Annotated in this window: 20 protein-coding genes; 13 read left to right on the forward strand and 7 right to left on the reverse strand. The window is 48.9% G+C overall.

From position 1 onward, the window contains the following. Positions 1 to 3 precede the first annotated feature (3 nt). The 12 genes from DP091_RS31600 to DP091_RS15055 all read left to right on the forward strand — a co-directional run bounded on the left by DP091_RS31600 (position 4) and on the right by DP091_RS15055 (position 14,819). Positions 4 to 588 carry a hypothetical protein gene (locus DP091_RS31600; RefSeq protein ID WP_220091172.1) on the forward strand — a complete coding sequence of 195 codons (585 nt, stop codon included), beginning with the start codon at positions 4 to 6 and terminating at the stop codon, positions 586 to 588. Positions 589 to 1,512: 924 nt separating this feature from the next. Continuing rightward, complete coding sequence (locus DP091_RS15005) at positions 1,513 to 3,582, forward strand: pectate lyase family protein (RefSeq protein WP_113059055.1); 2,070 nt, start codon at positions 1,513 to 1,515, stop codon at positions 3,580 to 3,582. Between the two features lie 198 nt (positions 3,583 to 3,780). Then, positions 3,781 to 5,613: a cache domain-containing sensor histidine kinase gene (locus tag DP091_RS15010; RefSeq protein WP_113059056.1), complete on the forward strand. Its 1,833-nt coding sequence runs from the start codon at positions 3,781 to 3,783 to the stop codon at positions 5,611 to 5,613. 10 nt (positions 5,614 to 5,623) lie between these two features. Further along, positions 5,624 to 6,388, forward strand: a complete 765-nt coding sequence (locus DP091_RS15015) for a response regulator transcription factor (protein ID WP_113059057.1) — start codon at positions 5,624 to 5,626, stop codon at positions 6,386 to 6,388. Positions 6,389 to 6,559: 171 nt separating this feature from the next. Next, positions 6,560 to 7,852 carry an ABC transporter substrate-binding protein gene (locus tag DP091_RS15020; RefSeq protein WP_071219266.1) on the forward strand — a complete coding sequence of 431 codons (1,293 nt, stop codon included), beginning with the start codon at positions 6,560 to 6,562 and terminating at the stop codon, positions 7,850 to 7,852. Between the two features lie 26 nt (positions 7,853 to 7,878). After that, positions 7,879 to 8,571, forward strand: coding sequence for a hypothetical protein (locus DP091_RS15025; RefSeq protein WP_113059058.1), 693 nt, complete (start codon positions 7,879 to 7,881; stop codon positions 8,569 to 8,571). Positions 8,572 to 8,597: 26 nt separating this feature from the next. Continuing rightward, the gene (locus DP091_RS15030) at positions 8,598 to 9,545 is read left to right on the forward strand and encodes a carbohydrate ABC transporter permease (RefSeq protein WP_113059059.1); all 948 of its coding nucleotides are present in this window, start codon (positions 8,598 to 8,600) and stop codon (positions 9,543 to 9,545) included. Further along, positions 9,535 to 10,392 (forward strand): carbohydrate ABC transporter permease, encoded by an 858-nt coding sequence (locus DP091_RS15035; RefSeq protein WP_071219263.1) that lies wholly within the window; start codon positions 9,535 to 9,537, stop codon positions 10,390 to 10,392. The genes DP091_RS15030 and DP091_RS15035 overlap by 11 nt, the downstream gene beginning before the upstream one ends. 34 nt (positions 10,393 to 10,426) lie before the next feature. Beyond that, positions 10,427 to 11,782: an FAD-dependent oxidoreductase gene (locus DP091_RS15040; RefSeq protein ID WP_113059060.1), complete on the forward strand. Its 1,356-nt coding sequence runs from the start codon at positions 10,427 to 10,429 to the stop codon at positions 11,780 to 11,782. A 359-nt stretch (positions 11,783 to 12,141) separates the two neighbouring features. Then, positions 12,142 to 12,732 (forward strand): hypothetical protein, encoded by a 591-nt coding sequence (locus DP091_RS15045; RefSeq protein ID WP_113059061.1) that lies wholly within the window; start codon positions 12,142 to 12,144, stop codon positions 12,730 to 12,732. Positions 12,733 to 12,925: 193 nt separating this feature from the next. After that, complete coding sequence (locus DP091_RS15050; protein WP_113059062.1) at positions 12,926 to 13,399, forward strand: DUF5381 family protein; 474 nt, start codon at positions 12,926 to 12,928, stop codon at positions 13,397 to 13,399. Between the two features lie 172 nt (positions 13,400 to 13,571). Further along, a complete protein-coding gene (locus DP091_RS15055; protein WP_113059063.1) occupies positions 13,572 to 14,819 on the forward strand; it encodes a mechanosensitive ion channel family protein in 1,248 nt (415 codons plus the stop codon). Positions 14,820 to 14,912: 93 nt separating this feature from the next. Here the strand turns inward: DP091_RS15055 and DP091_RS15060 are convergent, their stop codons facing one another. The 3 genes from DP091_RS15060 to DP091_RS31350 form a co-directional block, all read right to left on the reverse strand. Next, positions 14,913 to 15,461, reverse strand: coding sequence for a cysteine hydrolase family protein (locus tag DP091_RS15060; protein WP_113059064.1), 549 nt, complete (start codon positions 15,459 to 15,461; stop codon positions 14,913 to 14,915). Positions 15,462 to 15,569: 108 nt separating this feature from the next. Beyond that, positions 15,570 to 15,935 carry a winged helix-turn-helix transcriptional regulator gene (locus DP091_RS15065; RefSeq protein WP_113059065.1) on the reverse strand — a complete coding sequence of 122 codons (366 nt, stop codon included), beginning with the start codon at positions 15,933 to 15,935 and terminating at the stop codon, positions 15,570 to 15,572. A 158-nt stretch (positions 15,936 to 16,093) separates the two neighbouring features. Further along, complete coding sequence (locus DP091_RS31350) at positions 16,094 to 16,270, reverse strand: hypothetical protein (protein ID WP_181469815.1); 177 nt, start codon at positions 16,268 to 16,270, stop codon at positions 16,094 to 16,096. Between the two features lie 313 nt (positions 16,271 to 16,583). Here DP091_RS31350 and DP091_RS15070 point away from each other — a divergent pair, with 313 nt between their 5' ends. After that, positions 16,584 to 16,805, forward strand: a complete 222-nt coding sequence (locus DP091_RS15070; RefSeq protein WP_113059066.1) for a hypothetical protein — start codon at positions 16,584 to 16,586, stop codon at positions 16,803 to 16,805. Positions 16,806 to 17,086: 281 nt separating this feature from the next. On the opposite strand, the gene DP091_RS15075 is transcribed toward DP091_RS15070, so the two are convergent. The 4 genes from DP091_RS15075 to DP091_RS15090 all read right to left on the reverse strand — a co-directional run bounded on the left by DP091_RS15075 (position 17,087) and on the right by DP091_RS15090 (position 20,766). After that, positions 17,087 to 18,010 (reverse strand): phosphoenolpyruvate carboxykinase (ATP), encoded by a 924-nt coding sequence (locus tag DP091_RS15075; protein WP_113059067.1) that lies wholly within the window; start codon positions 18,008 to 18,010, stop codon positions 17,087 to 17,089. A 102-nt stretch (positions 18,011 to 18,112) separates the two neighbouring features. Beyond that, the gene (locus tag DP091_RS15080) at positions 18,113 to 18,238 is read right to left on the reverse strand and encodes a paeninodin family lasso peptide (protein ID WP_106426994.1); all 126 of its coding nucleotides are present in this window, start codon (positions 18,236 to 18,238) and stop codon (positions 18,113 to 18,115) included. A gap of 16 nt (positions 18,239 to 18,254) precedes the next feature. Continuing rightward, positions 18,255 to 20,204, reverse strand: a complete 1,950-nt coding sequence (locus DP091_RS15085; protein WP_113059068.1) for an asparagine synthase-related protein — start codon at positions 20,202 to 20,204, stop codon at positions 18,255 to 18,257. A gap of 148 nt (positions 20,205 to 20,352) precedes the next feature. Then, entirely contained in the window at positions 20,353 to 20,766 is a 414-nt protein-coding gene (locus tag DP091_RS15090) for a VanZ family protein (protein WP_113059069.1), read from the reverse strand. Between the last annotated feature and the right edge of the window lie 73 nt (positions 20,767 to 20,839).

The raw sequence follows: 20,839 nt of genomic DNA on the forward strand, positions 1-20,839 counted from the left end.
CAGATGAAGGGAAAAGCCCATGCACTGCCGTACGCCTTGAGCGATACTTCCCGCACCACCGCCGAAATCGTTCTCGACTTGTACCGGACGATTGCTGAGGCTTCGAAAGACAGTCTGATTATCGGCTGCAATACGATTGGGCACCTAGCGGCGGGCTTGTTTGAAATTCAGCGCACCGGAGATGATACCAGCGGCAGATCGTGGGGAAGAACGCGCAGAATGGGCGTGAATACGCTGGCCTTCCGGATGCCTCAGCATGGAACCTTGTTCAGCCATGACGCGGATTGCGTAGGCATCACCTCCGCAGTGCCTTGGGAACTTAATCGTCAGTGGCTCGATCTGCTGGCAAACAGTGGCACGCCGCTCTTCGTGTCAGCTGACCATAGGGAGTTAAGCGGGCAGCAGAAGCGGGAGGTTCAGCAGGCCTTTGAGGCTGCTTCCCGTCCGCTTCCGGCAGCGGAGCCGTTAGACTGGATGTATAACAGCTGTCCATCTCTGTGGAAAATTTCCGGGGAGACCCGGAATTACAGCTGGAACGGCGAAGCCGTCTTGACGACAGGTACAAGAGATCACGAATGGTGGCGTTAAACTTCCATAAACAAGAATGCACCGTTTTCCGTTGGAAGTGGGTAAAGATCCTTTATTTAAGGGAATCGGCCCATTCTCGTGTTCATGCGGGCAGAAGAGGCTATGGTTATATGCTGAATATCCGCCCATTAAGGAGATCATGAGGACAGAGGATCCGTAATTTTACGAGAACCGGCCCATTATGGAGTTCATGCGGACAGAGGATCCGCTATTTACCATAATGACGGATTAATTCGCGATATATCCCGCAATAGCGGATCTCTTGTCCCCATATTGCTGCGAAATCGGTGAAAATAAGGAAATAGCGGAACCAGGGTCCTCAAAAACGCAAATCGATGAACTTTAACAATGCTGGATGGCGGTAATGATAGAATCTGTACGCGATTAATCGCTGCCGAACTGAATAACAGAGTAATACAAAAAGCTTACGCCGTTACATAACGGGTAAGCTTTAATGCGGCATGCCGTACATCCTGCCAAGCTCACGGTTCGCCTCCATAAAATCTATGCGATACTGCCAGCCCATAGAGCTTTAGAAGCTCTCTCCAAAGCGACCTTAACCGGTCGCTTTTTCCGTTTGCGTCCGGAGAGGCCTGAAATATAGCCCAATCTGCGCCTTGTATCTGCAGCTTTCAGCCGTTCACGACGATGCCAACAAGGACGTTGTCCAAGAGTAGGTGTCATTTTCCTGACGAATAATCATTAACTCAGAATATCGCGAAATGCGCCGGGTGTGAGTAAATGATTGTTTCGGAACTTCTCTAGCAGCTGATAAGCTGTGGGTGGAATTCCAAAACTTGTTGATTTTCAGCAAGGACATTGGTTTTGACAGACGTGTCCATAAGAGAGGGGGCTGATAAGAAAGTTCCAATTTATTGCAAGCGATTACAAAAGTGCGAGTTAATAAAAAAAGGAGGAGATGAAATGAAGAAAAGCGTTGCAAAGGTAACCGGCATGGTGTTGTTGCTTTCTCTGGCGCTGTCTCTCATAGCGGGAGGATGGGTGAATAAGAGTACGGTCCATGCTGCCGGTCTTTCGATCATCGGTGGTGGGGGCTGGAATGAAACGGCGTATATAGAATGGTCACCCCTAAGTAATGCGGAGGGATACAATGTATATGTTAAACAAGCAGGCGCCCCGGATTCCAGCTATCAACAAATCGATAATGAGCTGATTCGACAATACCCTTCCTATTGGAGAGCGGACGCCGTAGGCTTAGCTGCAGGACATTATGTAATGAGGGTTGAAGCCAGGCTGAGTGACGGTTCGACGGTAAATGCCGTTTCGAATAACCTATCCGTTGCGCCGCACGATCGATCGGGGTTTGCTTTTTCCTCAGACTCGCCATACCAGACAGGCTCGGGTGCCTACAATGATGACGGAACACTTAAGGATGGTGCACAAGTTATTTATGTGACCTCCGAAACGGCACGAACCGTCACCCTTAATGTGAAAATCGATAGCTCAGGCGGGGTTCAAACGGGCGTGGGGATCGGCGAGATTTTGACGCTAAGACAAAAAGGATATGATACAACCCCTCTTGCTATTCGATTTATTGGAACAGTTACAGATGACGACATGAGCGGACAACTGAATAGCAGCGGCTACCTTCAAGTAAAAGGCAAAAACGAATATTCGGAAATGAATATGACGATCGAAGGGATCGGAGATGACGCTTATGCACATGGGTGGGCATTGCTCCTTAGATACGTAGGGAATGTGGAAGTAAGAAACCTGGGACTCATGTTGTTCCCTGACGACGGGATTTCCATGGATACAGGAAACGTCAACGTGTGGGTGCATAATAACGATCTTTTTTATGGAACCGCAGGAGGAGATGCCGACCAGGCCAAGGGTGATGGTTCAACGGATCTGAAAAAAGGATCGACCTATATTACCATCTCCTACAATCACTACTGGGATTCCGGCAAGGCTGCTTTGGTCGGTTTGAGTGAATCGGAGGAATTCTTTGTCACCTTCCACCATAATTGGTTTGATCACTCGGACTCTCGTCATCCACGAATCCGATTGGGATCGGTTCACATCTATAATAACTTCTATGACGGGGTCTCAAAATATGGGGTCGGTGTGACAACGGGAGCTTCGGCCTTTGTGGAATCCAATTACTTTAGACATGCCAAATACCCGATGCTGAGCTCCTTGCAAGGTACGGATGCTTTAGGGGAAGGGACATTTTCGGGCGAAGACGGAGGCGTGATTAAGGCCTATAACAATAGGATCGTAGATGCGGACAGTCTGATTTATGCAAACTCCAATACAGGGACAGCTCCGGTAAATGCAACCTCATTCGATGCATACTTGGCTTCGTCAAGAAATGAAACCGTACCAAGCTCTTACAGAGCGTTTGCGGGAGGAACGGCTTACAATAACTTCGATACAACCGTCGATACGGGAGTGAATAGCGCCGACATTGATAACGTCAGCGATGTGGAGCAAATTGTTACCGCACAAGCCGGACGCCTGAATAACGGGGACTTTACGTGGCAATTCAATGATTCCGTTGACGACACGTCGTATGCCCTTAACACAGCTCTTATGGCTAAAATACGCAGCTACACCACTCAACTCGTATCCGTAGGCGGGAATTCAAGCGGGGTAGATCCGGATCCGGAACCCGAGCCCCAGCCCGAGCCATCCACAGGGGAACAGGCTCATAACTTTACAACGTCCGGATTGGCGAGTGATTTTTTTGATATTGTAGGGAATCTTTCAACAACGAAGGGAACCGTGGTGTATAACGGCTTGACGCTAGCCCAATGTTTGAAAATCGAGAGTTCGACCCGTATCACCTTTACCTCTACGGAACCGGCTACATTAACACTAGTGTTTAATTCGGCAGACGGAACCAAGATCAAGATTGATGGAACGAGTTATCCAATGACGAATGGTATTGTTAATGTGTTACTTGCTCCAGGAGCGCATACGATTACTAAAGATAATACAACGAATCTCTTTTATTTGGAGTTGGAGTAGAGCAGACTCCGGTTAAAAAAGTGAAGCGACCGTGATTCGGTCGCTTTTATTTTTCCTTTTTAAGACTTCTTAATTATAATTTTCTCAGTGTCCGGTCTAATTTCCATGCTGACTGTATTCGTATCCCGTAGTCATCCCTACCATGTTCCTGTACAATGAAGTGAAAATAAACGGGACGGGCGGAAGGGGGTGGCCAGCGTGTCTTTCAGGTGCAAACCGCTTAAGTCCTGGAGTCTTCGTGCTAAAATTTTGCTGATCTTCCTGCTGCTCATTTCGATTCCGCTCAGCCTGCAGGGCGTGGCTACTTACGTGGATTTTTCCAACTCCGTTGAACGAAGAACCTCCGATTATACTGCTCAATTGGTGGACCAGATCAACCGGAATTTGGACAGGACCCTGATGGAGATGCAGAGATTGAGCTTGATGCCTTTATATGATTCGGGGGTACTGTCCATCTTGCGCAAGTACAGGGAGGAGGATAGTCTGCATCAGCAGCCTACGGTGGAAGAACGCTCCAAAATGCAGCTTTATATCGCCAGCATGACCTTCGACAGGCCAGAGATTGACAGTATCCAGATTTTTGCCGGAAGCGGTTACACCTTCTCGAGCCTGGCTCCTAGTGCGATCGCTGCATATACGGACGTGGAGCGACAGCCCTGGTACCCTGGCGTGGTGGAAGCGAGAGGGGCCTGGGTGCTGCTTCCGCCGCATCGGCCTTCTTACTATCTGGACGGCAATCAAAGCTATTTTTCCGTAGCCAGGCTGATCCGTGAGCCCAATACCAACCGGACGCTCGGATTAGTCAAAATCGATTTGAAGCAGACCTTGTTCAAACAGCTTGTCGAAAATGTCAGGCTGGAAGAGAACGGCGGCATCGTCGTGCAAAATAGCCGGGAAGAGCTTTTCTACACGGCGACCGCAGATGGGGATACGGAGGCATCCAAAAAGCTTTCGGACCGGATCCTCGAGCTTTCAGGGCATTCGGAGACGGCCAGCCAGATTCTGCATATGGAGGGCAGCAAGTATTTGGTAGTCTCCAACTATTCCCGATATTCCGATATCCATATCGTCAGCTATATTCCGGTGGCGACCCTGCTTGTGGAGACCAAGGAACTTCGCAACTTCACCCTCCTAGCCGGCCTGGTATGTCTCGTTATGGCCGGGGCCTTAGCCATCTACTTCTCTTATCAGCTGACCAAGCCTCTCGGGACGCTGGTACGAAAAATGCGACTTGTGGAGCTCGGCGATTTCAAACAGAGCGTGCCGGTAACTGAGGATGAAATCGGTCGGCTCGGTTCCGGCTTCAACCGGATGGTAGAGGAAATCGACCGCCTCGTCCATGAAGTGTACGTGCTCGGCATGAGGGAAAGAGAGGCGGAGCTAGCTGCACTGCAAAGCCAGATCCAACCCCATTTTATATATAATACATTGGAGTCGATCAGCATGCTTGCCCGGCAGCGCAATAATGAGGACGTCTCAGAAATGGCCACGGCTTTGGGACGACTGATCCGCAGCGCAGTGGAGCAGGACCGAAGCCTCATCCGGCTTGGCGAGGAGCTTGAGACGGCGGAGTCCTATATTCGCATCCAAAAAATGCGCCATGGTTCCAGGCTGCAGGCTATGTTCGATATCGAAGAAGGGTTGGAAGATTGTTTGGTCCCGAAGCTGCTGCTCCAGCCGCTCATTGAGAATGCGATTATGCACGGGATTGGAGACCGCGAGCAAGGGGGAACGGTATACGTTACGGTGGCGCGTTTTGAGGATGAGGTGCTGTTGACCATTCGGGATGACGGGCGGGGCTTGTCGGAGGATGAATTGGCGGCTTTGCAAGCTTCATTGGAAGAGGCCGGGGATGATGTGGCAGCAAATACGCCGGCGATGCCATTACGCGGTCATGGAGTGGCGCTAAAAAATATTAAACAGCGTTTGCGGTTGATTTACGGCGGGGACTGTGACTTCGAAATCGATGGAAGCTTGGGACAAGGTGCGGCTTTTACCGTGACGCTGCCGTTCGCGAAACAAGAAAAGTAGGAGGTCATCAATGATCAAGCTCATGTTGGTGGAGGATGAGGACATTATCCGTAAAGGCATCCGCGATCTGATCGGCCGTGTGGCTCCTGATGTTGAGGTCGTATATGAAGCCGCTCACGGCAAGGAAGCGCTGACTTATCTGGAACGCAATGTGGTGGATGTGCTCATTACGGATATTCGTATGCGGGAGATGGACGGGCTTCAGATGGTCGAAAAGCTGCGGACCGCGGGCCATGGGATGCCGATAGTCATTATCAGCGGCTATGGAGATTTTGTATATGCTAAAAAAGCGCTGCAGTTCGGGATCGCCGATTACCTGCTGAAGCCCATAGACCGTAAGGATTTTACGGTTGCTTTGGACAAGATTCGGCTAACCTTGAATTCGTCAAATCGATATGCGGGCGGGGCTGAGCCGCAAAGTGAGGAGGACGGGGGGCCGCCATCCAACGAGGGGCACAGGATGATCCGGAAGCTGAAAGCGTATATCGCTGAAAACCCCGACGGTGATTTGCGTCTGCAGACGTTAGCGGAGATGGTGCATTTAAATCCTTCCTATCTAAGTCAGCTTTTTAAGCAGGAAGGGGGCGGCAATTTGTCCGATTATATCGCCGAAACGCGCATCCGGCGAGCCTGCAAGCTGCTGGAGACGACGAACCTGAAGGTTTACGATATCGCCCGTTTATCAGGGTATCAAAGCCCGAAGCATTTTATGCTGGTATTTAAACAGCATATCGGAATAACGCCGGGAACCTACCGGGAGCAATACGGTGTGTAACACTACATAACAAATTATGTTATGTAGTTCTTTTTTTGTGGACAAGAACAGAAAAAAACTAAAAAAATCGTACCTTTTCTGAACGTTTAGTGATTTTTTAGTTGACCATATGTAAATATAATTAACCTCATCACAACCTTAACTTGAACAATATAGAGGGGGAAGCGGTATATGAAAAAATGGTTGACCGGTTTGTTGGCATTAACACTTGGTGTGGGTCTCATTGGCTGCGCCGGAAAAGAACAGCCGAAGAATACGCCAGGCGAAGCCAGTGGCGAGAAGGTGCTGCTCAAATTTGCGACCTGGGGAAACCCCGCGCAGCTTGAGCTGTACAAAGGGCTGACCGACGCTTTCACACAGGAGCATCCGAATATTGAAGTGCAAATTGACACGATCCCGTTTGCGGACTATCAGCAAAAAATGTCCGTGCTGGCGGCAGGCCAGGAGCTGCCCGACATTGCCTGGGTATCAGAGCGGATGGTACCGCAATTTATGGCCAACGACATTCTGGCCGATGTCACGGATATTGTTCAGGATGAAGCTTTTGACATCGATGACATTATACCTTCGACGCTTGAACTGTTTCGCCAGGACGACAAGCTATACGGACTGCCGTTTTCCACTCCGCCCAGCGTGGTGTTCTACAACGAAGATTTGTTCAAGCAAGCGGGCTTAAGTACGCCAAATGAGCTTGCGGAAAAAGGAGAATGGACGTGGGAAAAGTTCGAAGAAGCCGCAAAAACGATCAAGACGAGCGCTGCTTCACCGAACGTTTACGGGGCTAACTTTTTCCGTGACTGGAAGACATGGATTATTCTCGCTTCGTATTCTTGGTCAAACGGGAGCGGACCCTTTAATCCGGAGATGACGGAATACACTTGGAATGATCAATACGGGGTTGAAACTTTGGACATGCTGAAGCGCATGATGTTTACAGAAGGCTCGCACCCGAAGGCGGGAGAGCAGGTTAATTTTGAATCCGGGCAAATCGGCATGATTTTCGACAACTATAGCTTTGTATCCAAAGCCAGGGAAATCCAAAATTTCAAATGGAGCATTGCGCCAATGCCATCAGGCTCGAAAGGCAGCGTTCCAATGATGGGTCAGGCGGGTTACGTGCTATTTAAAGAGGGAAAACATCCGGAGGAAGCCAAGGAACTGTTGAAATTCCTTGCCGGCAAAGAGGGTGTCCAAAAAACGTCGGCCTTCTTCGTGCCGCCGCGCCAATCGGTGTTGAACTCGGATGAGTTCCTGAGCGTGGAGGGCAATCCGGATGCCGGGCACATCAAGCAGGCGGTCATCGATGAAATGCCTAAAGCAGTTGTGCAGCCGGGACATATCCGCTGGCAAAACATTGACACGGAGATTTTGACAGGCTTTGACGAGTTATTTGCCGGGCGGGGTGAACCGCAGCAAATTCAGGACGAGGTAAAAAGCAAGGTGGATGCTCTGCTGAGCAAATAGTGGAAGCTTCGTTAGGAGGAACGGGCATGAATCGTTTGGATAAAGCATTAAACGAAGCGCCGGGGCTGCAGCTGTTCGTCAGCCTCCCGGCCAATGACATCAAGCTTGCAGAGGCAGCCTTGGCTTCGGGCGCCGACGGTTTGAAAGTTCATATCAACGTAGGGCACCGGGCCAGCGGCAATCGCTTCGGCACGCTGGGCAGCTATGCCGACATTTTCAAGGACATTCGCTCCCGCTTTAGCGGCCCCCTTGGAATTGTGCCCGGAGGCTCGGTGGAAGAGGTAAACGCGGAGGAAATCACCCGGCTCCCTGAGCTTGGCGTCGATTTCTACTCGATTTATGCCTTTCATCATCCTGCTTTTCTGCTGCAGGCCCCGGGATTGGCAAGAACGTTTGCGATCGATAGCGAGTTCGACCGGGGCGTCGTGGAAGGAGGCCGGACCTTCGGCATCAGTGCGCTTGAGGCTTCCATCGTTCCCGGCCATGAATATGGTACCAGGCTTACCCTTGCCGATCTGCTTCATTACCGTTGGCTTGCGGCACACGGCGGTTTGCCGGTCATTGTGCCAACACAGCGTAAAATCGGGCCGGAGGATATCCCGGCCTTGGCCGACAGCGGCGTCAAGGTGCTGTTGGTCGGAGCGGTGGTCACGGGCAATGAAGCGGAAGGCATCCGCAAGGAGGTTGCCGCTTTACGGAATGCCATCGATCGTCTGTAGAGGTGCCCCACAAGGAGGAAAGCGACATGACCACACTTGAAACGATAAAATCTGAAGGGCCCGGCCGTCCATTTCGAAGGAAGGCAAGGAAGACCAGGCCTTTAAACCGCGGAGACCATTTGGCGGGCTGGCTGTTTGTGCTGCCGATGGTGCTGGGGTTCGTTCTGCTGCTGCTTGTCCCGCTCATGATGGCGCTTTATATGAGTTTTACGGATTGGCCGCTGCTGGGTGAGGCCAAGCTCATCGGATTTGAGAATTACCGCACGATTGCGGGGGACGCGGAATTTTGGCGCGTGCTGGGCAATACGCTTTATTTTGCCGCCGGACTTGTTCCGCTGAACATTATTTTGGCATTGCTGCTTGCAATCCCGTTATCCAAAAATATTCGCGGAGCCGGCTTTTTCCGGACATTGATCTTTATTCCGGTCATGACCTCGCTGGTGGTCTGGTCGATTGTCTGGAAGTATATGTTTGCCACGGACTCCGGGTTCATTAACCAGCTGCTGCGTATGATCGGCATTACCGGACCGGCCTGGCTGTACGATACCCGGCTTGCCATGCCCGTTGTTATCGTGACCAGTCTTCTGAAAAATGTCGGTTTGAATATGGTTTTGTTCATTGCGGCGCTGCAGCAGGTTCCGGCGCAGCTCTACGAGGCGGCCAGAATCGATGGCGCAGGGAGAATGCGGATTTTTTTCCGAATTACCGTACCCATGATCACGCCGACGATTTTTTTGACCCTGATGATGACCATTATCGGTTCGCTGAAGGTGTTCGGACAAATTTACGTGATGACACAAGGGGGGCCTTCTGGAAGCACGAAGGTGCTCGTCTACAACATTTGGGAACGAGCCTTTAAGCTGTTCGAGTTCGGATATGCTTCTGCGCTGGCTTATGTGCTGTTTGTCATCACCCTGCTGCTTACGCTGGCACAATGGCAGATGAGAAAAAGGTGGGTTCTGAATGAAAGCTAGTCTATTTGCTAAAAGGGGCAACCCGGCAGGCGGGAACCTGTTCCATTATCTGCTGCTGCTTGCCGTTTCGGTGGTCATGATGACCCCGTTCGTGTGGATGGTCTCGACTTCGCTCAAACAGCCGGCTGATGTGTTTGTTTTTCCGCCGCAGCTGATTCCGTCGCCGATACGATGGGCGAATTATGCGGAAGTGCTGGAGACGATCCCGTTCCATCTATTTTATGGCAACAGCGTATATATCGCCCTTCTGGTTACCGTGGGCACTGTGCTTTTCTCTTCCATGGCGGGGTATTCCTTCGCACGAATTCCTTTTTGGGGGAGAAGCCTGGTGTTTCTGCTGCTGCTGAGCACGATGATGATTCCGAATGAGGTCATTGCCATTCCGATGTTTCTGTTTATGCGTGAGCTGGGTTGGATCAATACGCATTTACCGCTGATTATTTTGCCTATATTCGGCGCAGGCGGTGTGTTCGGGGTGTTTGTGATGCGGCAATTTTTTCTGGGGATTCCGAAGGAGCTGGAGGAGGCGGCGATGATTGACGGCTGCTCGAGGCTGCGGATTTATTCCACAATCATGATGCCGTTAGCAAAACCTGCAATTGCCACGCTGATCATTTTCACGTTTTTGACGAGCTGGAACGATTTTTTTGATCCGCTGATCTTTATTAATGACCGTAAGCTGATGACTTTGCCGCTGGGATTATCGCTGTTTACCGACGAGTCGGGGACATCGTGGCATCTGCTGATGAGCGCTTCGGTTATGGCGACATTACCACTGCTCATTGTGTTTTTCTTTGCGCAGAAGCAGTTTGTCGAAGGGGTATCCATGACGGGTCTCAAGGAATAGCGTAAATAACGCTTAAAAGGAGGAGTAAAACGAGATGGACAGCAGGACACGGATCATGGAGGCGGACGTGGTAGTTATAGGTGCGGGGCCGGCGGGCATTGCCGCCGCCATTGCCGCCGGCAGGCAGGGGGCAAGCGTCATCTTGATTGAACGGTACGGTTTTGTCGGCGGGATGTCTACGGCTGCCGGAGTTTATCCTTGGATGACGTTTCATACACAGCAAGGGGAACGGGTCATCGGCGGTATTGCACAGGAAATTGTGGAGCGCCTGATGGAGCGAGGGGGCTCGCCCGGCCATCTTCGCGATACCGTCGGTTTCGTAAATACGCTGACGCCGTACCATCCAGAGATATATAAGGTGCTTGCCGTCGATATGCTGCGCGAAGCGGGGGTGAAGCTCGTCTCGCACAGCTTCGTTGACGAAGTCGGACGTGAAGGCGAATACATCCAGTCCGTGACCCTTACTGGAAAATCGGGGCGAATCAAGGTTGACGGGAAGATGTTCGTCGATGCGTCCGGGGATGCGGACGTCGCTTATCTGGCGGGAGCGCCGACGCTTCAGGGGCGCGAAAGCGACGGGCTGTCGCAGCCGATGACGATGAAATTTCGGATGCGGGGTGTTGACGTGGAGGCGATTCGGAAGGCGATGCTTGCTGATCCCGACAATTTTTATCACAAGACGCCGTTTGCCGAACTAGAGAATGAGCGTATTCCGCTCACGGGGGTTTCCGGCTTTTATAAGGAGTGGAAGGCTGCCGAGGTCCCGATCAACCGCGATCAGGTTCTGCTGTTTATCGGACCGGAGAAGGATGAGGTGCTGATTAACTGTACGCGGGTACAAGGCTTAAGCGCGACCGACGTCGAGGAACTGACTTTGGCGGAGGAAGAAGGGCGCAAACAGGTGCTGATGATGGCGGAATTTTTGAAATCGCGGGTGCCTGGATTTGCCGAGGCCTCCATTTCCTCGGTTGCCCCCCAGATCGGAATTAGGGAGTCGCGCCGAATCGACGGTCTGTATCGGTTAACGATGGAGGACGTGGTGACGGGACGACATTTTGAAGACGGCATTGCGAGAAGTGGTTATCCGGTTGACTTGCATGATCCCTCAGGCAAAGGGATCATGGAGGCTACCATCGAGAATGACGGGTCCTACAGCATTCCTTACCGCTGCCTGGTGGCCCGAGGGCCAGTAAATCTGCTCGCGGCGGGGCGCTGCATTTCCACCACGCATGAAGCACTGGCGACCACGCGCTTGACGCCAAGCTGCATGGCTACGGGAGAAGCGGCGGGCACGGCGGCGGCCCTGGCCTGCAAGGCGGGAATCACCGCGGCGGAAGTCGATGCATCGCAGCTCAGGGAGATGCTGTACGCCCAAGGGGCGATTGTGTAAAGAGGCGCGGGCTAGCCGCTCCGGTATAAACCCGGGGCGGCTCCGTATTTTGTAGTGCGTTTGTGGCATATTGCTTTTTCGCATCTCCTTAAAGCTCGTTTCTAGGTTCCTTGTTGATTCAGACGATGAAATTCAAAAGAGCACTAAAAGGGTTTGACCCCTTCCATACATATAATGAAGAAGCGTCCGTAACCGGTCGCTTTTTGTGTATCAGCTCAATACAGTTCGGAATTACTTTCTTTGTTCTATGAGGAAAAAATATTACATTTTAATCAGAATGGTGTAAACTAAAAAAAGAATTCGACCCATATTATGGAATAATATAAGGGGTAGAGTATTTACACAGGAGGTGCGAGTTGATGCCCAACAAAATCGGCGGACTTAAACTACTGTTCATCTGTGCAGGTCTTGGCTTGATTCTGCTTTGCGCCGGGTGCACTCTGAAGACAGAAGAAGATGCAAAGCCGGAGGTTGTAAACGTACCTGCGGAAGAAATGATCGCCATACCTTGGAATAAAGGATGGTCACCGGCTATCAGCGTCACTCGGGGTATTCCGTTGGAACTGAACGGCAGCGATGAAATCGTGTATGACATATCAGGCGATACCGGCTACTTATGCGTGGAAATAGAGGGCAGGCTTGAAAGCATGAGCAAGACGGGAACCTCAAGGAAAGCAGAAGAGCAATTTTACTGGAATCCCTTCTGCGGGGACCTTCCTGCTGATCTCGCCGAAATTGGAACCTCGTGGATCACCCTCGTTCGAAAACAGGATGGGTATCCAACCGGAATGGTTCTGATCAGGATCTCGCCAGAGCAAGACAACGGGAATCGAGGGTCGACGTTCAAGGCAGACATTATCGCGAGCTTAGCTTTTCCCCAACAAGACGGGGCTTACCAAGACATTTTCGACGAGGATTTAAAGGAACTTGAAGCCGCCTACAAAAATTGAACGGACAGAGGGCTCCATCCCCAGATCGTCACCAGCCCGAGTTTGGGTCGGTGGCTCATTAACCTGTGGTATAATAAGCCTTAACAGGCGTAAATGTGCACCATTTAATATATTAGGTGAAGAGTGCCCGATGAATCTGAATGAGCAAAAAATTCTGCTTGGTTGTACACTATTCTCTGAAAGGCGTTAATTCATGAACGCGATATCTTATCGAAAATCCGTGGCATGGGGCAAAACACTTGGCAGTTTACTGTTTGTGCTGACCTGCCTGTTTCTGTTGTACGCGGCTTTTTTTATGGATACTTCCTTTATTCGTAAGTTTTTTTGCATCACATCAGCCATAATAGGGATTCCGTTTTTTGGAGGATATTTGGTTGTCAGCTTGCCAAAGGCGCTGAAATCAGACACGCAGCTCCTCACCTACGATCCAAATTCCATTTCAGACGGTACGCGAACCGTAGCCTGGGCGGAGATTACAAGCATCAGCTACAGCGGCCCTTCCATTCGGAAGTGGCTGCTTCCGAAATTACCTGTGCTGATTTTTCATTTGAAAAACAGAGAGACCTGGACAGTGAATACATATTATTTGTTGACCGATACCGAAATTCAGTCTGTCATGAAGCGACTGCGGGGGCTGATCAGCCGTAACGGAAAGGAAACGAAATAGATCGGATCGAATCAGACTAAGGAGCACCGAATCGGTGTTCTTTTTTGTTTACCTTACAGACTTACCAAGCACCTTCCAAATCAATCCAGCGATGTCTTATCTTGAACTTTGCGTAGTACTAGAATCTCCTCTATAATAATAGGCTAATCTTAAACTGCGTCAGGAGGAAACAATGGACTTTATCAAAAATCAACTAGACGGATATGGCATGAGCGAACAAACCATTGGATATCTCTCGAATATGATCATGGTTGTATTTATCGCGGTGATCTCCATGCTGGCTAATTTCATAGCCAAAAAAATCGTGCTGAAGACGATTATTCATATCGTCAACAACAATCGGTACACATGGGACAATATCATCGTAGAGAAAAAAGTGTTCCACAAGCTGTCGCATCTCGTACCGGCAATCATTATTTATTTTTCGGCGTCCATCTTTCCGGCTTATCAAGTTTTGATTGAAAAAGCTGCAGCAACGTACATGATTATCGTAACGATCTCGGTGTTGAATGCGCTGCTTAACGCTTTTGATGACATTTATCGTTCGTTTGAGGTTTCCAAGATCAGACCGATTAAGGGATACATTCAGGTAGTGAAGATCGTTCTCTTCATCATCGGCGGCATCGTGGTCATCTCGAACCTCATCGGGCAAAATCCATTGATCATCCTCAGTGGGCTTGGTGCTCTATCGGCCGTTCTGATGTTGGTTTTCAAGGACTCCATATTGGGCTTGGTGGCAGGCGTTCAATTATCATCGAATGATATGGTGCGCGTCGGCGACTGGATTGAAATGCCGAAATATCATGCGGACGGCGACGTCATCGATATTACATTGAATACGGTAAAAGTAATGAATTTTGATAAAACGATCACGATGATTCCAAGCTACGCCCTTATCTCGGACTCGTTCAAGAATTGGAGAGGCATGCAGGTATCCGGCGGCAGAAGGATTAAGCGAAGCTTTTATGTCGATACGAGCAGTATCTGCTTTTGCACCAAGGAAATGATCGAGGAATTTCAGAAGATTCACTACGATTATGTCACGACCAGAGTAAATGAAATTAACGCCTACAACATCGAACATCAGATTAATACGGAAAGCAAAGTGAACGGCAGGCAGCTTACGAATGTGGGCGTATTCAGGGAATATATCCATCAATATCTGCGGAACCATCCGAAAATTCATAAGGATATGACGCTGATTGTAAGACAATTAGCGCCTGGAGATAACGGACTGCCATTGGAAATTTACGCTTTCAGCAATGATACCAACTGGGGAGTATATGAATCGATTCAAGCGGATATTTTTGATCATATCTTTGCGGTTGCGCCGACCTTCGGGCTTCGTGCCTTCCAGAATCCAACCGGTCATGATATCGTCCATCTTAAAGAAAGCCCGGAATATTCGCGAGGATATTAGATCGGCTTACGGAAATTATATTACAAACAGGTACCCGTAGTCCGCACCTTTTAAAGTGTTCAGACTAGGGGTACCCTTTTAATACGAGTCGCCTCAGATAAAATCGTAAAGTCTGCTCGTGTCGACTACTTGTGCAAAGGTATCTTGTAACGATGCCATAAATGTATCATGGACGGTTTTTGCAGGAATTACCGTATCATTCCATACTAAATCTCGGGTGGTGCACGCATCACTGAGCAATAGGACTTCATAGCCCAGGCGACTTGCCGATCTCACGGTCGAATCGATACATATGTGGCTCATCATGCCGCCAATGACCAACCGCGTGACTTTAATGGATTCAAGATATTCTTGCAATTCCGTTTGAAAAAAGCTGTCTGGCGTGTGCTTAACGATGACTTGTTCGTCGGATTGGGGTTTTACGCCATCGTGGATGTTGATCCCTTCGGTATCGGGGAGGAAAAATGTAGCGTTATCCTCCAGAAGAATACACTGAACGTGGACAATAGGCAAATTCTTTTCCCGGAATAGCGACAAAGCTTCTTGAGCATGGGTTAACGCTTGATCGGGATGGAATAATTCATTTCTACCTCCTGGAAAATAATCATTCTGAATGTCTACTAATAGCAACGCTGTATTCATGGTTCATGGCTCCTTTACTCGTAGTAAAATCGGTTTCTACAAGTATTATAATTTCGGACCCGTGAACGGTGAATTACCCACTTTTTTGTGGGTATGGTGATCATGATTTCATAACTTATAACTGATGCCTTTGCGGTCGAGAAGCTCGGTTTGCCCCCGTTCCACCATATATTCAATGCCGATCTCTTGCATAATCAGTACCGCCTCTAACAGCTTCCTCCCGCGTTCCGTAAGATAGTATTCTACGTGTAACGGATACCCTTCCGTTTTGATTTTATCAACGATCCCGCAGGATATAAGTTCTCTTAAATGCTGTAGCAGCATCTTTTGGGTGATCTGGTCAATATCTCGCTCCAGTTGGGCTAAGGACGTGTTCCCATTTTTCAATTGATAGATGATCATGGTTTTCCATTTGCCTTTTATAATGTCATGAGCAATCTCCAATGGGCAGGTACATTTCTCTCGAATTATCATCGAACTCACCTCTATGCCATCATAACAAAAGTAATAAAATCGTGACACTTGAACCTAAAAAAGTAGCATGTATACCATAAAAAAAGCGACCGTTACGGGTCGCTTTTTTACGTTTTCTCATTGGGAAGGGAGATCAGTAAGGTTTGTCACCGACGCTCCTAATGATAGTTCTTGGATTCATTTTCTTTGTATTTGTCATCGCTGTTATGCAGCGCTTGTTTCCGGCGATCGTTCCGGGCTTGTTGCTGTTGCTGGGCCTCTTGGCTGTTTACAGGCGTTTCTGCCAGTTGTTCCACCGTGTTGATCAGGTTCTTGTCCGGTTGGTTCGTGCTCAATGGAAAGCACCTCCTTGTTTACTTTTTTTCGGTTATGAAGTTTATTATGTGCTGGCTTAGGAAGGGCTATTCGTAGGCGGGTTAAGGGTGTTCATGATTTCAAACGAACGGTAACGACGGATGATGGATCAGACAGAAGCTTGTCAAAGTGGAGCTGGAAGCGGGTTATTATAAGAGATGAAGCTGGGTTTCCGGCTTGCAGATCGATAGGATTGAACGGGTTTACATGTGATGAATGTCATCGAAAAAATATTTAAAATTCGAATAATAAGGATGATGCAAGAGCCTAAAAACAAGAGAGGGTGTGAGACGGTTGGCAGCAACGATCCGGGAATGTGTGGAGCAAGACTATATTATTGAGCATGTGAAGCAGCGATTTCATTGCACGGTATTGTGGTGTGAAGGGCGTGCATGCCTGGAATATAACGGCGAGGAAGAGCTAGCTCGAATATCGGAGTACGTAAAACAAACGTTTGACAAAGAGCTGCTGGATGTATTCTTCACGGCTATTGAGAGCATGCCGCTGGATGCTTAAAGGGTGATGATACAGATGCCGATCAGAATAACCTAAACTTCACTTTCTACTTCAGTTGAAGCCGATGCCTCATAATTAGATTCTCTCAGAATATTTACCATTTGGGCACGAGCGAAAGGGTGTAACGGACACTATCCATGACTTGTCGAGGTTGAGCTGTAGATAATGAAAGAATCCCCAAACCTGTCGTTTGGGGATTCTAAATAGAGGGACCTATGTAATCGGGGGTGTTTGAGGGCTGGAGGATATGATTCAGGAAACAACCCATGAGGTTCACCTGTTTATTCACTTATGGCATCTAAAACCATGGCCGTTAGCTCGTGCACGGTATGTTCGTTTAATGGACGTTGAATCTGGTACATCGCCATACTCCCGGACATACGCGCCGTGAGGTCAAAATGCCACTTCGTTAATCCGCTGCCGGATAGAAGTTGGTTTCGATAGGTATGACGATGGAGGAGCGGCAGCTTCTCTAATTTATCAATCTCACGTATATGTAGTTGACAGCAATCCGTCTTGACGAGCTCAAAAATGCCAGCCAGCGGCAGGGGATTATTGGAGAATTGGGATGTGACGGGGACGGCGTACTTGGTTTCACGCTCGAACAAGGGCCGAAAATGCCTGGAATCCATACCGAAGACATCAAGGCTTTCCTGCCAGAGCTTTTGTTGAGGATAAGCTGGCGTTGCGTAAGGAATATTTTGTTGGTCCAGCGTCACAGCGATAATGTCATCCGTTAATAATTGGAATCCTTTCTGCAGAAAGGCAGAGGCCAGCGTCGACTTTCCGTGTCCGGAATGACCGATGAAGGCATAGGCTTTATCGTCAATGACTACCGCACTCCCGTGCAGGGGGAGTATTCTACGCTGCAATAAAAGGGCACCCATACAAGATCCCAGCACGTACAGCCGGATTTTATCCTCCGCGGCCTCGATCTCTGGAGAGACTGAGATGGTCGTCCCCTTCTCTATTGCAAAAACAGCGAGTTCGGGTACTCTGAACATGACCATATCTTCAGTGCATACCCATGTTTTATTCGATTTATCCGATCCATCAAGCCATCTTTCAGTCAGATCAGCATAACGGACGACAATATCGGCATAATCATCCGGGAGGACGACGGGCTGTAACTCAGGCAGTGGAATGTCACTATGAATGGAAAACCCGAAGGCCTTATATGTGGTTGGCTTAAACGTTTGAAGCATGGTCCTCACTCCAATGATTAATATGCGAATAAAAAAAGATAGCCCTTATACCCGATCAGGCGTATAGGGGCTCTTTTTATCAGAAAATGATGACTTTATATGTTAGCTGGTGTGAACCATTTCGTCCGGATCCGGTTGCACTCCATCCGGAATTGCACTACCAGGACCAGCCATGGTCATTTTGATGTCAAGAACCTCCAAAGCAGGTACGCTCCATTCCTTTTTCATATAGATTCACCTCCTTTCAAAAGTTTTTTTGAAGAAATCGGTACAGAATGAGGCTGCGCATGAGGAGTTTAATGGACGGGCCATAGGCTTGATTTGGATCCATTCCTTGACGAGCCTCCGATAGAGCTTCTTCGAGAACAGGCATGTTAATGAACTGCTGCATTCTAGAATCACGACTCAGATGATCCAGTTCATCGATAAATGCTGGCCAGTCACTTCGCATACGATGGATAGAATCGGCTGCCTGGATGCCTCTCGTTCTCTGGTTAAGCCGGATGGAATCGGGGAGCAAGCCTGAAGTAGAGCGTCTAATTAAAGCCCGATCCATGCCGTTATGAACGAATTGCTCCATGGGCGTTGACAAGCAGAATCGAATGACGCGTAGATCATTGGTCGGATCGTGACTCCATACGGAATAACGAAGGGACAGTTTGCAGCCGCTTGACCCGGTGGCGCTCCACATGTTAACCCGGTTGAAATGCTGAATTCTTGCTTCCAGCGGATCATCTGGAAGATCGTCTGTTGAACCAATTCCGGTAAACGCGCGATCCTGCAGCTTGTCGTAGATCCCTGCGCGTTCAGCAAAGTCGGAATGAATGAGCTGCGGCAACTCAGTTGATGATCCGGATGGCCTTATTCTTTCAAGGGAAGGCAATGCTTTACGGCAGAGGATGGAATATAGCCGCTTACGTCCAACTCCAACGTTCCTGCTATACTGATTGATCTCGCGGGATAGATGGAGCCAGTTGAACTTTTTCATAAGTCGCGTGTAATACTCGATCGCGGGTCCCCAAGAGATGCTATAATTCCCCCGTGCTCCATTCAACAGAATTCCGATCCCGCGCTGCTGCGCTTGCGCATAAATTCCTCTTAACCAAAAAGAGTTATCAAAGAACTTATAAGGAGATTCCAAGATGTCAATCCAGTCGTCGATTTCCGTAAAGGGACTGTGACCTTTAAAATCCAAGTAATGATCATGGATGTTGCCCACAAACTTTACGGTTTGCTTGATGAGAGGCCTCTCGTCAGCAAATCTGTGCTTTGGCGTCCAATCTATGAATTCATCTTCCGGTATGTAACTGAAGGTATGAAGCATCCGGTTCTCTTCCTGAAGCGCTCTGGCAGCAAAGCTTGCAACGGAGCCTGAATCCAGACCACCACTGAGATGAGCACCGATTTGCAGGCTTGAACGACGAAGCCTTGAGGTTACGGCTTTATGAAATACCTCACGGAAGGCTTCTTCATACTCCTCGGATGAACGGAGCTGCAAAGGCTGCACATTAGCCAGGCTGTCATATCGGCTGATCCATAGCCGGTTATGTTTAACGATGAAGGAGTGGGAAGGCGGGATCTGATAAATATGATTGTACACAGTGGTTGAAGCATCCGGGGGTTCGAACACGCCACGGATCGCCAGAAACTCGGCTAGCCAACGTTCGTTAAGCTCTTTATGTATATAAGGTAAAGTGAGCAAGGGAGTCATCATTGTACAGAAGGAGAACTGCTGCTCATCGTGATGATAATATAGCGTTCTTGCGCCTGAGAAATCCCTTGCCCCGAACAGCAGCTGCTTGCGTGCATCCCATATGGCAAAAGCAAAATCTCCGACCAGTCGTTCCGGCATTCGTTCGGACCATTTCTCATAAGCCCGCAGCAGGATTTCACTGTCTGTCAAGTGCGACCTTTGGACTTGCGGCACATGCAGTTGCTCCATAAGCTCATCTCGATTGTCTAGGATAGCGTCGGCCGTGATGGCAAGCCCGCGCTGCGGATCGTAATAAGGAAGTATTTCGTGGACGGCTTGCTCAGTAATCCATTGAGCATGACAACCCATCATAATGTAATCCTGTTGCCAAACGGCGCTTTGATCGGCAGGATACTTGCTCAATGCCGACATGATGAGCTCACTGTTCTCCTTTGGAATCGGCTCTCCATGAAAACGATAAATACCCGCAAGTGCGCCCATTCGATCTTCCTTTCGTTGCATTTCATTACGAAATAGTAAGTATGTCTGATACATTTCGTATCGTGATCATTATAATACAAGTATACATTTTGTATCAACACTTTTTTTATCCTTTATGGTGAATACATTAACTTAGAGTTATATGGCTTCACCTTTTTGTGCTCATTGTACTTTTGCGGAACAGGATCATACAGAGTAAGTAAGCAAGGAGAATACCGAGCGAATCATTGATCACATCGTAGATTCGACCGCCTCGGAAGAAGAAAAGCTGGAGAATTTCGGTTAGCGCCGCATAGGCGACAGACCAGAAAAAGGCGGTTCTTCTTCTGCCAAAATCGGATGCGAGTAGGGCAAGAATGAAGAACCCGATAAAATGGCCAATTTTTCGGAGAATCCAATCGCTGCTGTACCATTGAAAATCCAGTTTTGCAAGCTCGGACCAGTCGGGAGAGGGGTTAAACTGAAAATCCACGACTTGATATCTGATCAGGAGATGGAAATTAACTGAACAAGTGAAGACGAATAGAGCTATTGCCCATAAAAAAGTAAGTATGATTCGCATGAAAAATAGCTCCTTTTGGTGGTGAAGATGCTTCTATTTATATAACTGATTACAGTGCGTTTTTATTTGATAC

The organism is Paenibacillus sp. MDMC362 (assembly GCF_003269305.1).
In the GTDB taxonomy this organism is placed as follows: Bacteria; Bacillota; Bacilli; order Paenibacillales; family Paenibacillaceae; genus Paenibacillus_AQ.

Excerpts from the sequence above, each read along its gene's own strand:
- DP091_RS31600 (WP_220091172.1), top strand. The coding sequence starts at position 4 with ATGAAGGGAAAAGCCCATGCACTGCCGTACGCCTTGAGCGATACTTCC.
- DP091_RS15005 (WP_113059055.1), top strand. The coding sequence starts at position 1,513 with ATGAAGAAAAGCGTTGCAAAGGTAACCGGCATGGTGTTGTTGCTTTCT.
- DP091_RS15015 (WP_113059057.1), top strand. The coding sequence starts at position 5,624 with ATGATCAAGCTCATGTTGGTGGAGGATGAGGACATTATCCGTAAAGGC.
- DP091_RS15020 (WP_071219266.1), top strand. The coding sequence starts at position 6,560 with ATGAAAAAATGGTTGACCGGTTTGTTGGCATTAACACTTGGTGTGGGT.
- DP091_RS15025 (WP_113059058.1), top strand. The coding sequence starts at position 7,879 with ATGAATCGTTTGGATAAAGCATTAAACGAAGCGCCGGGGCTGCAGCTG.
- DP091_RS15030 (WP_113059059.1), top strand. The coding sequence starts at position 8,598 with ATGACCACACTTGAAACGATAAAATCTGAAGGGCCCGGCCGTCCATTT.
- DP091_RS15035 (WP_071219263.1), top strand. The coding sequence starts at position 9,535 with ATGAAAGCTAGTCTATTTGCTAAAAGGGGCAACCCGGCAGGCGGGAAC.
- DP091_RS15040 (WP_113059060.1), top strand. The coding sequence starts at position 10,427 with ATGGACAGCAGGACACGGATCATGGAGGCGGACGTGGTAGTTATAGGT.
- DP091_RS15045 (WP_113059061.1), top strand. The coding sequence starts at position 12,142 with ATGCCCAACAAAATCGGCGGACTTAAACTACTGTTCATCTGTGCAGGT.
- DP091_RS15050 (WP_113059062.1), top strand. The coding sequence starts at position 12,926 with ATGAACGCGATATCTTATCGAAAATCCGTGGCATGGGGCAAAACACTT.
- DP091_RS15055 (WP_113059063.1), top strand. The coding sequence starts at position 13,572 with ATGGACTTTATCAAAAATCAACTAGACGGATATGGCATGAGCGAACAA.
- DP091_RS15060 (WP_113059064.1), bottom strand. The coding sequence starts at position 15,461 with ATGAATACAGCGTTGCTATTAGTAGACATTCAGAATGATTATTTTCCA.
- DP091_RS15065 (WP_113059065.1), bottom strand. The coding sequence starts at position 15,935 with ATGATAATTCGAGAGAAATGTACCTGCCCATTGGAGATTGCTCATGAC.
- DP091_RS15075 (WP_113059067.1), bottom strand. The coding sequence starts at position 18,010 with ATGCTTCAAACGTTTAAGCCAACCACATATAAGGCCTTCGGGTTTTCC.
- DP091_RS15080 (WP_106426994.1), bottom strand. The coding sequence starts at position 18,238 with ATGAAAAAGGAATGGAGCGTACCTGCTTTGGAGGTTCTTGACATCAAA.
- DP091_RS15085 (WP_113059068.1), bottom strand. The coding sequence starts at position 20,204 with ATGGGCGCACTTGCGGGTATTTATCGTTTTCATGGAGAGCCGATTCCA.
- DP091_RS15090 (WP_113059069.1), bottom strand. The coding sequence starts at position 20,766 with ATGCGAATCATACTTACTTTTTTATGGGCAATAGCTCTATTCGTCTTC.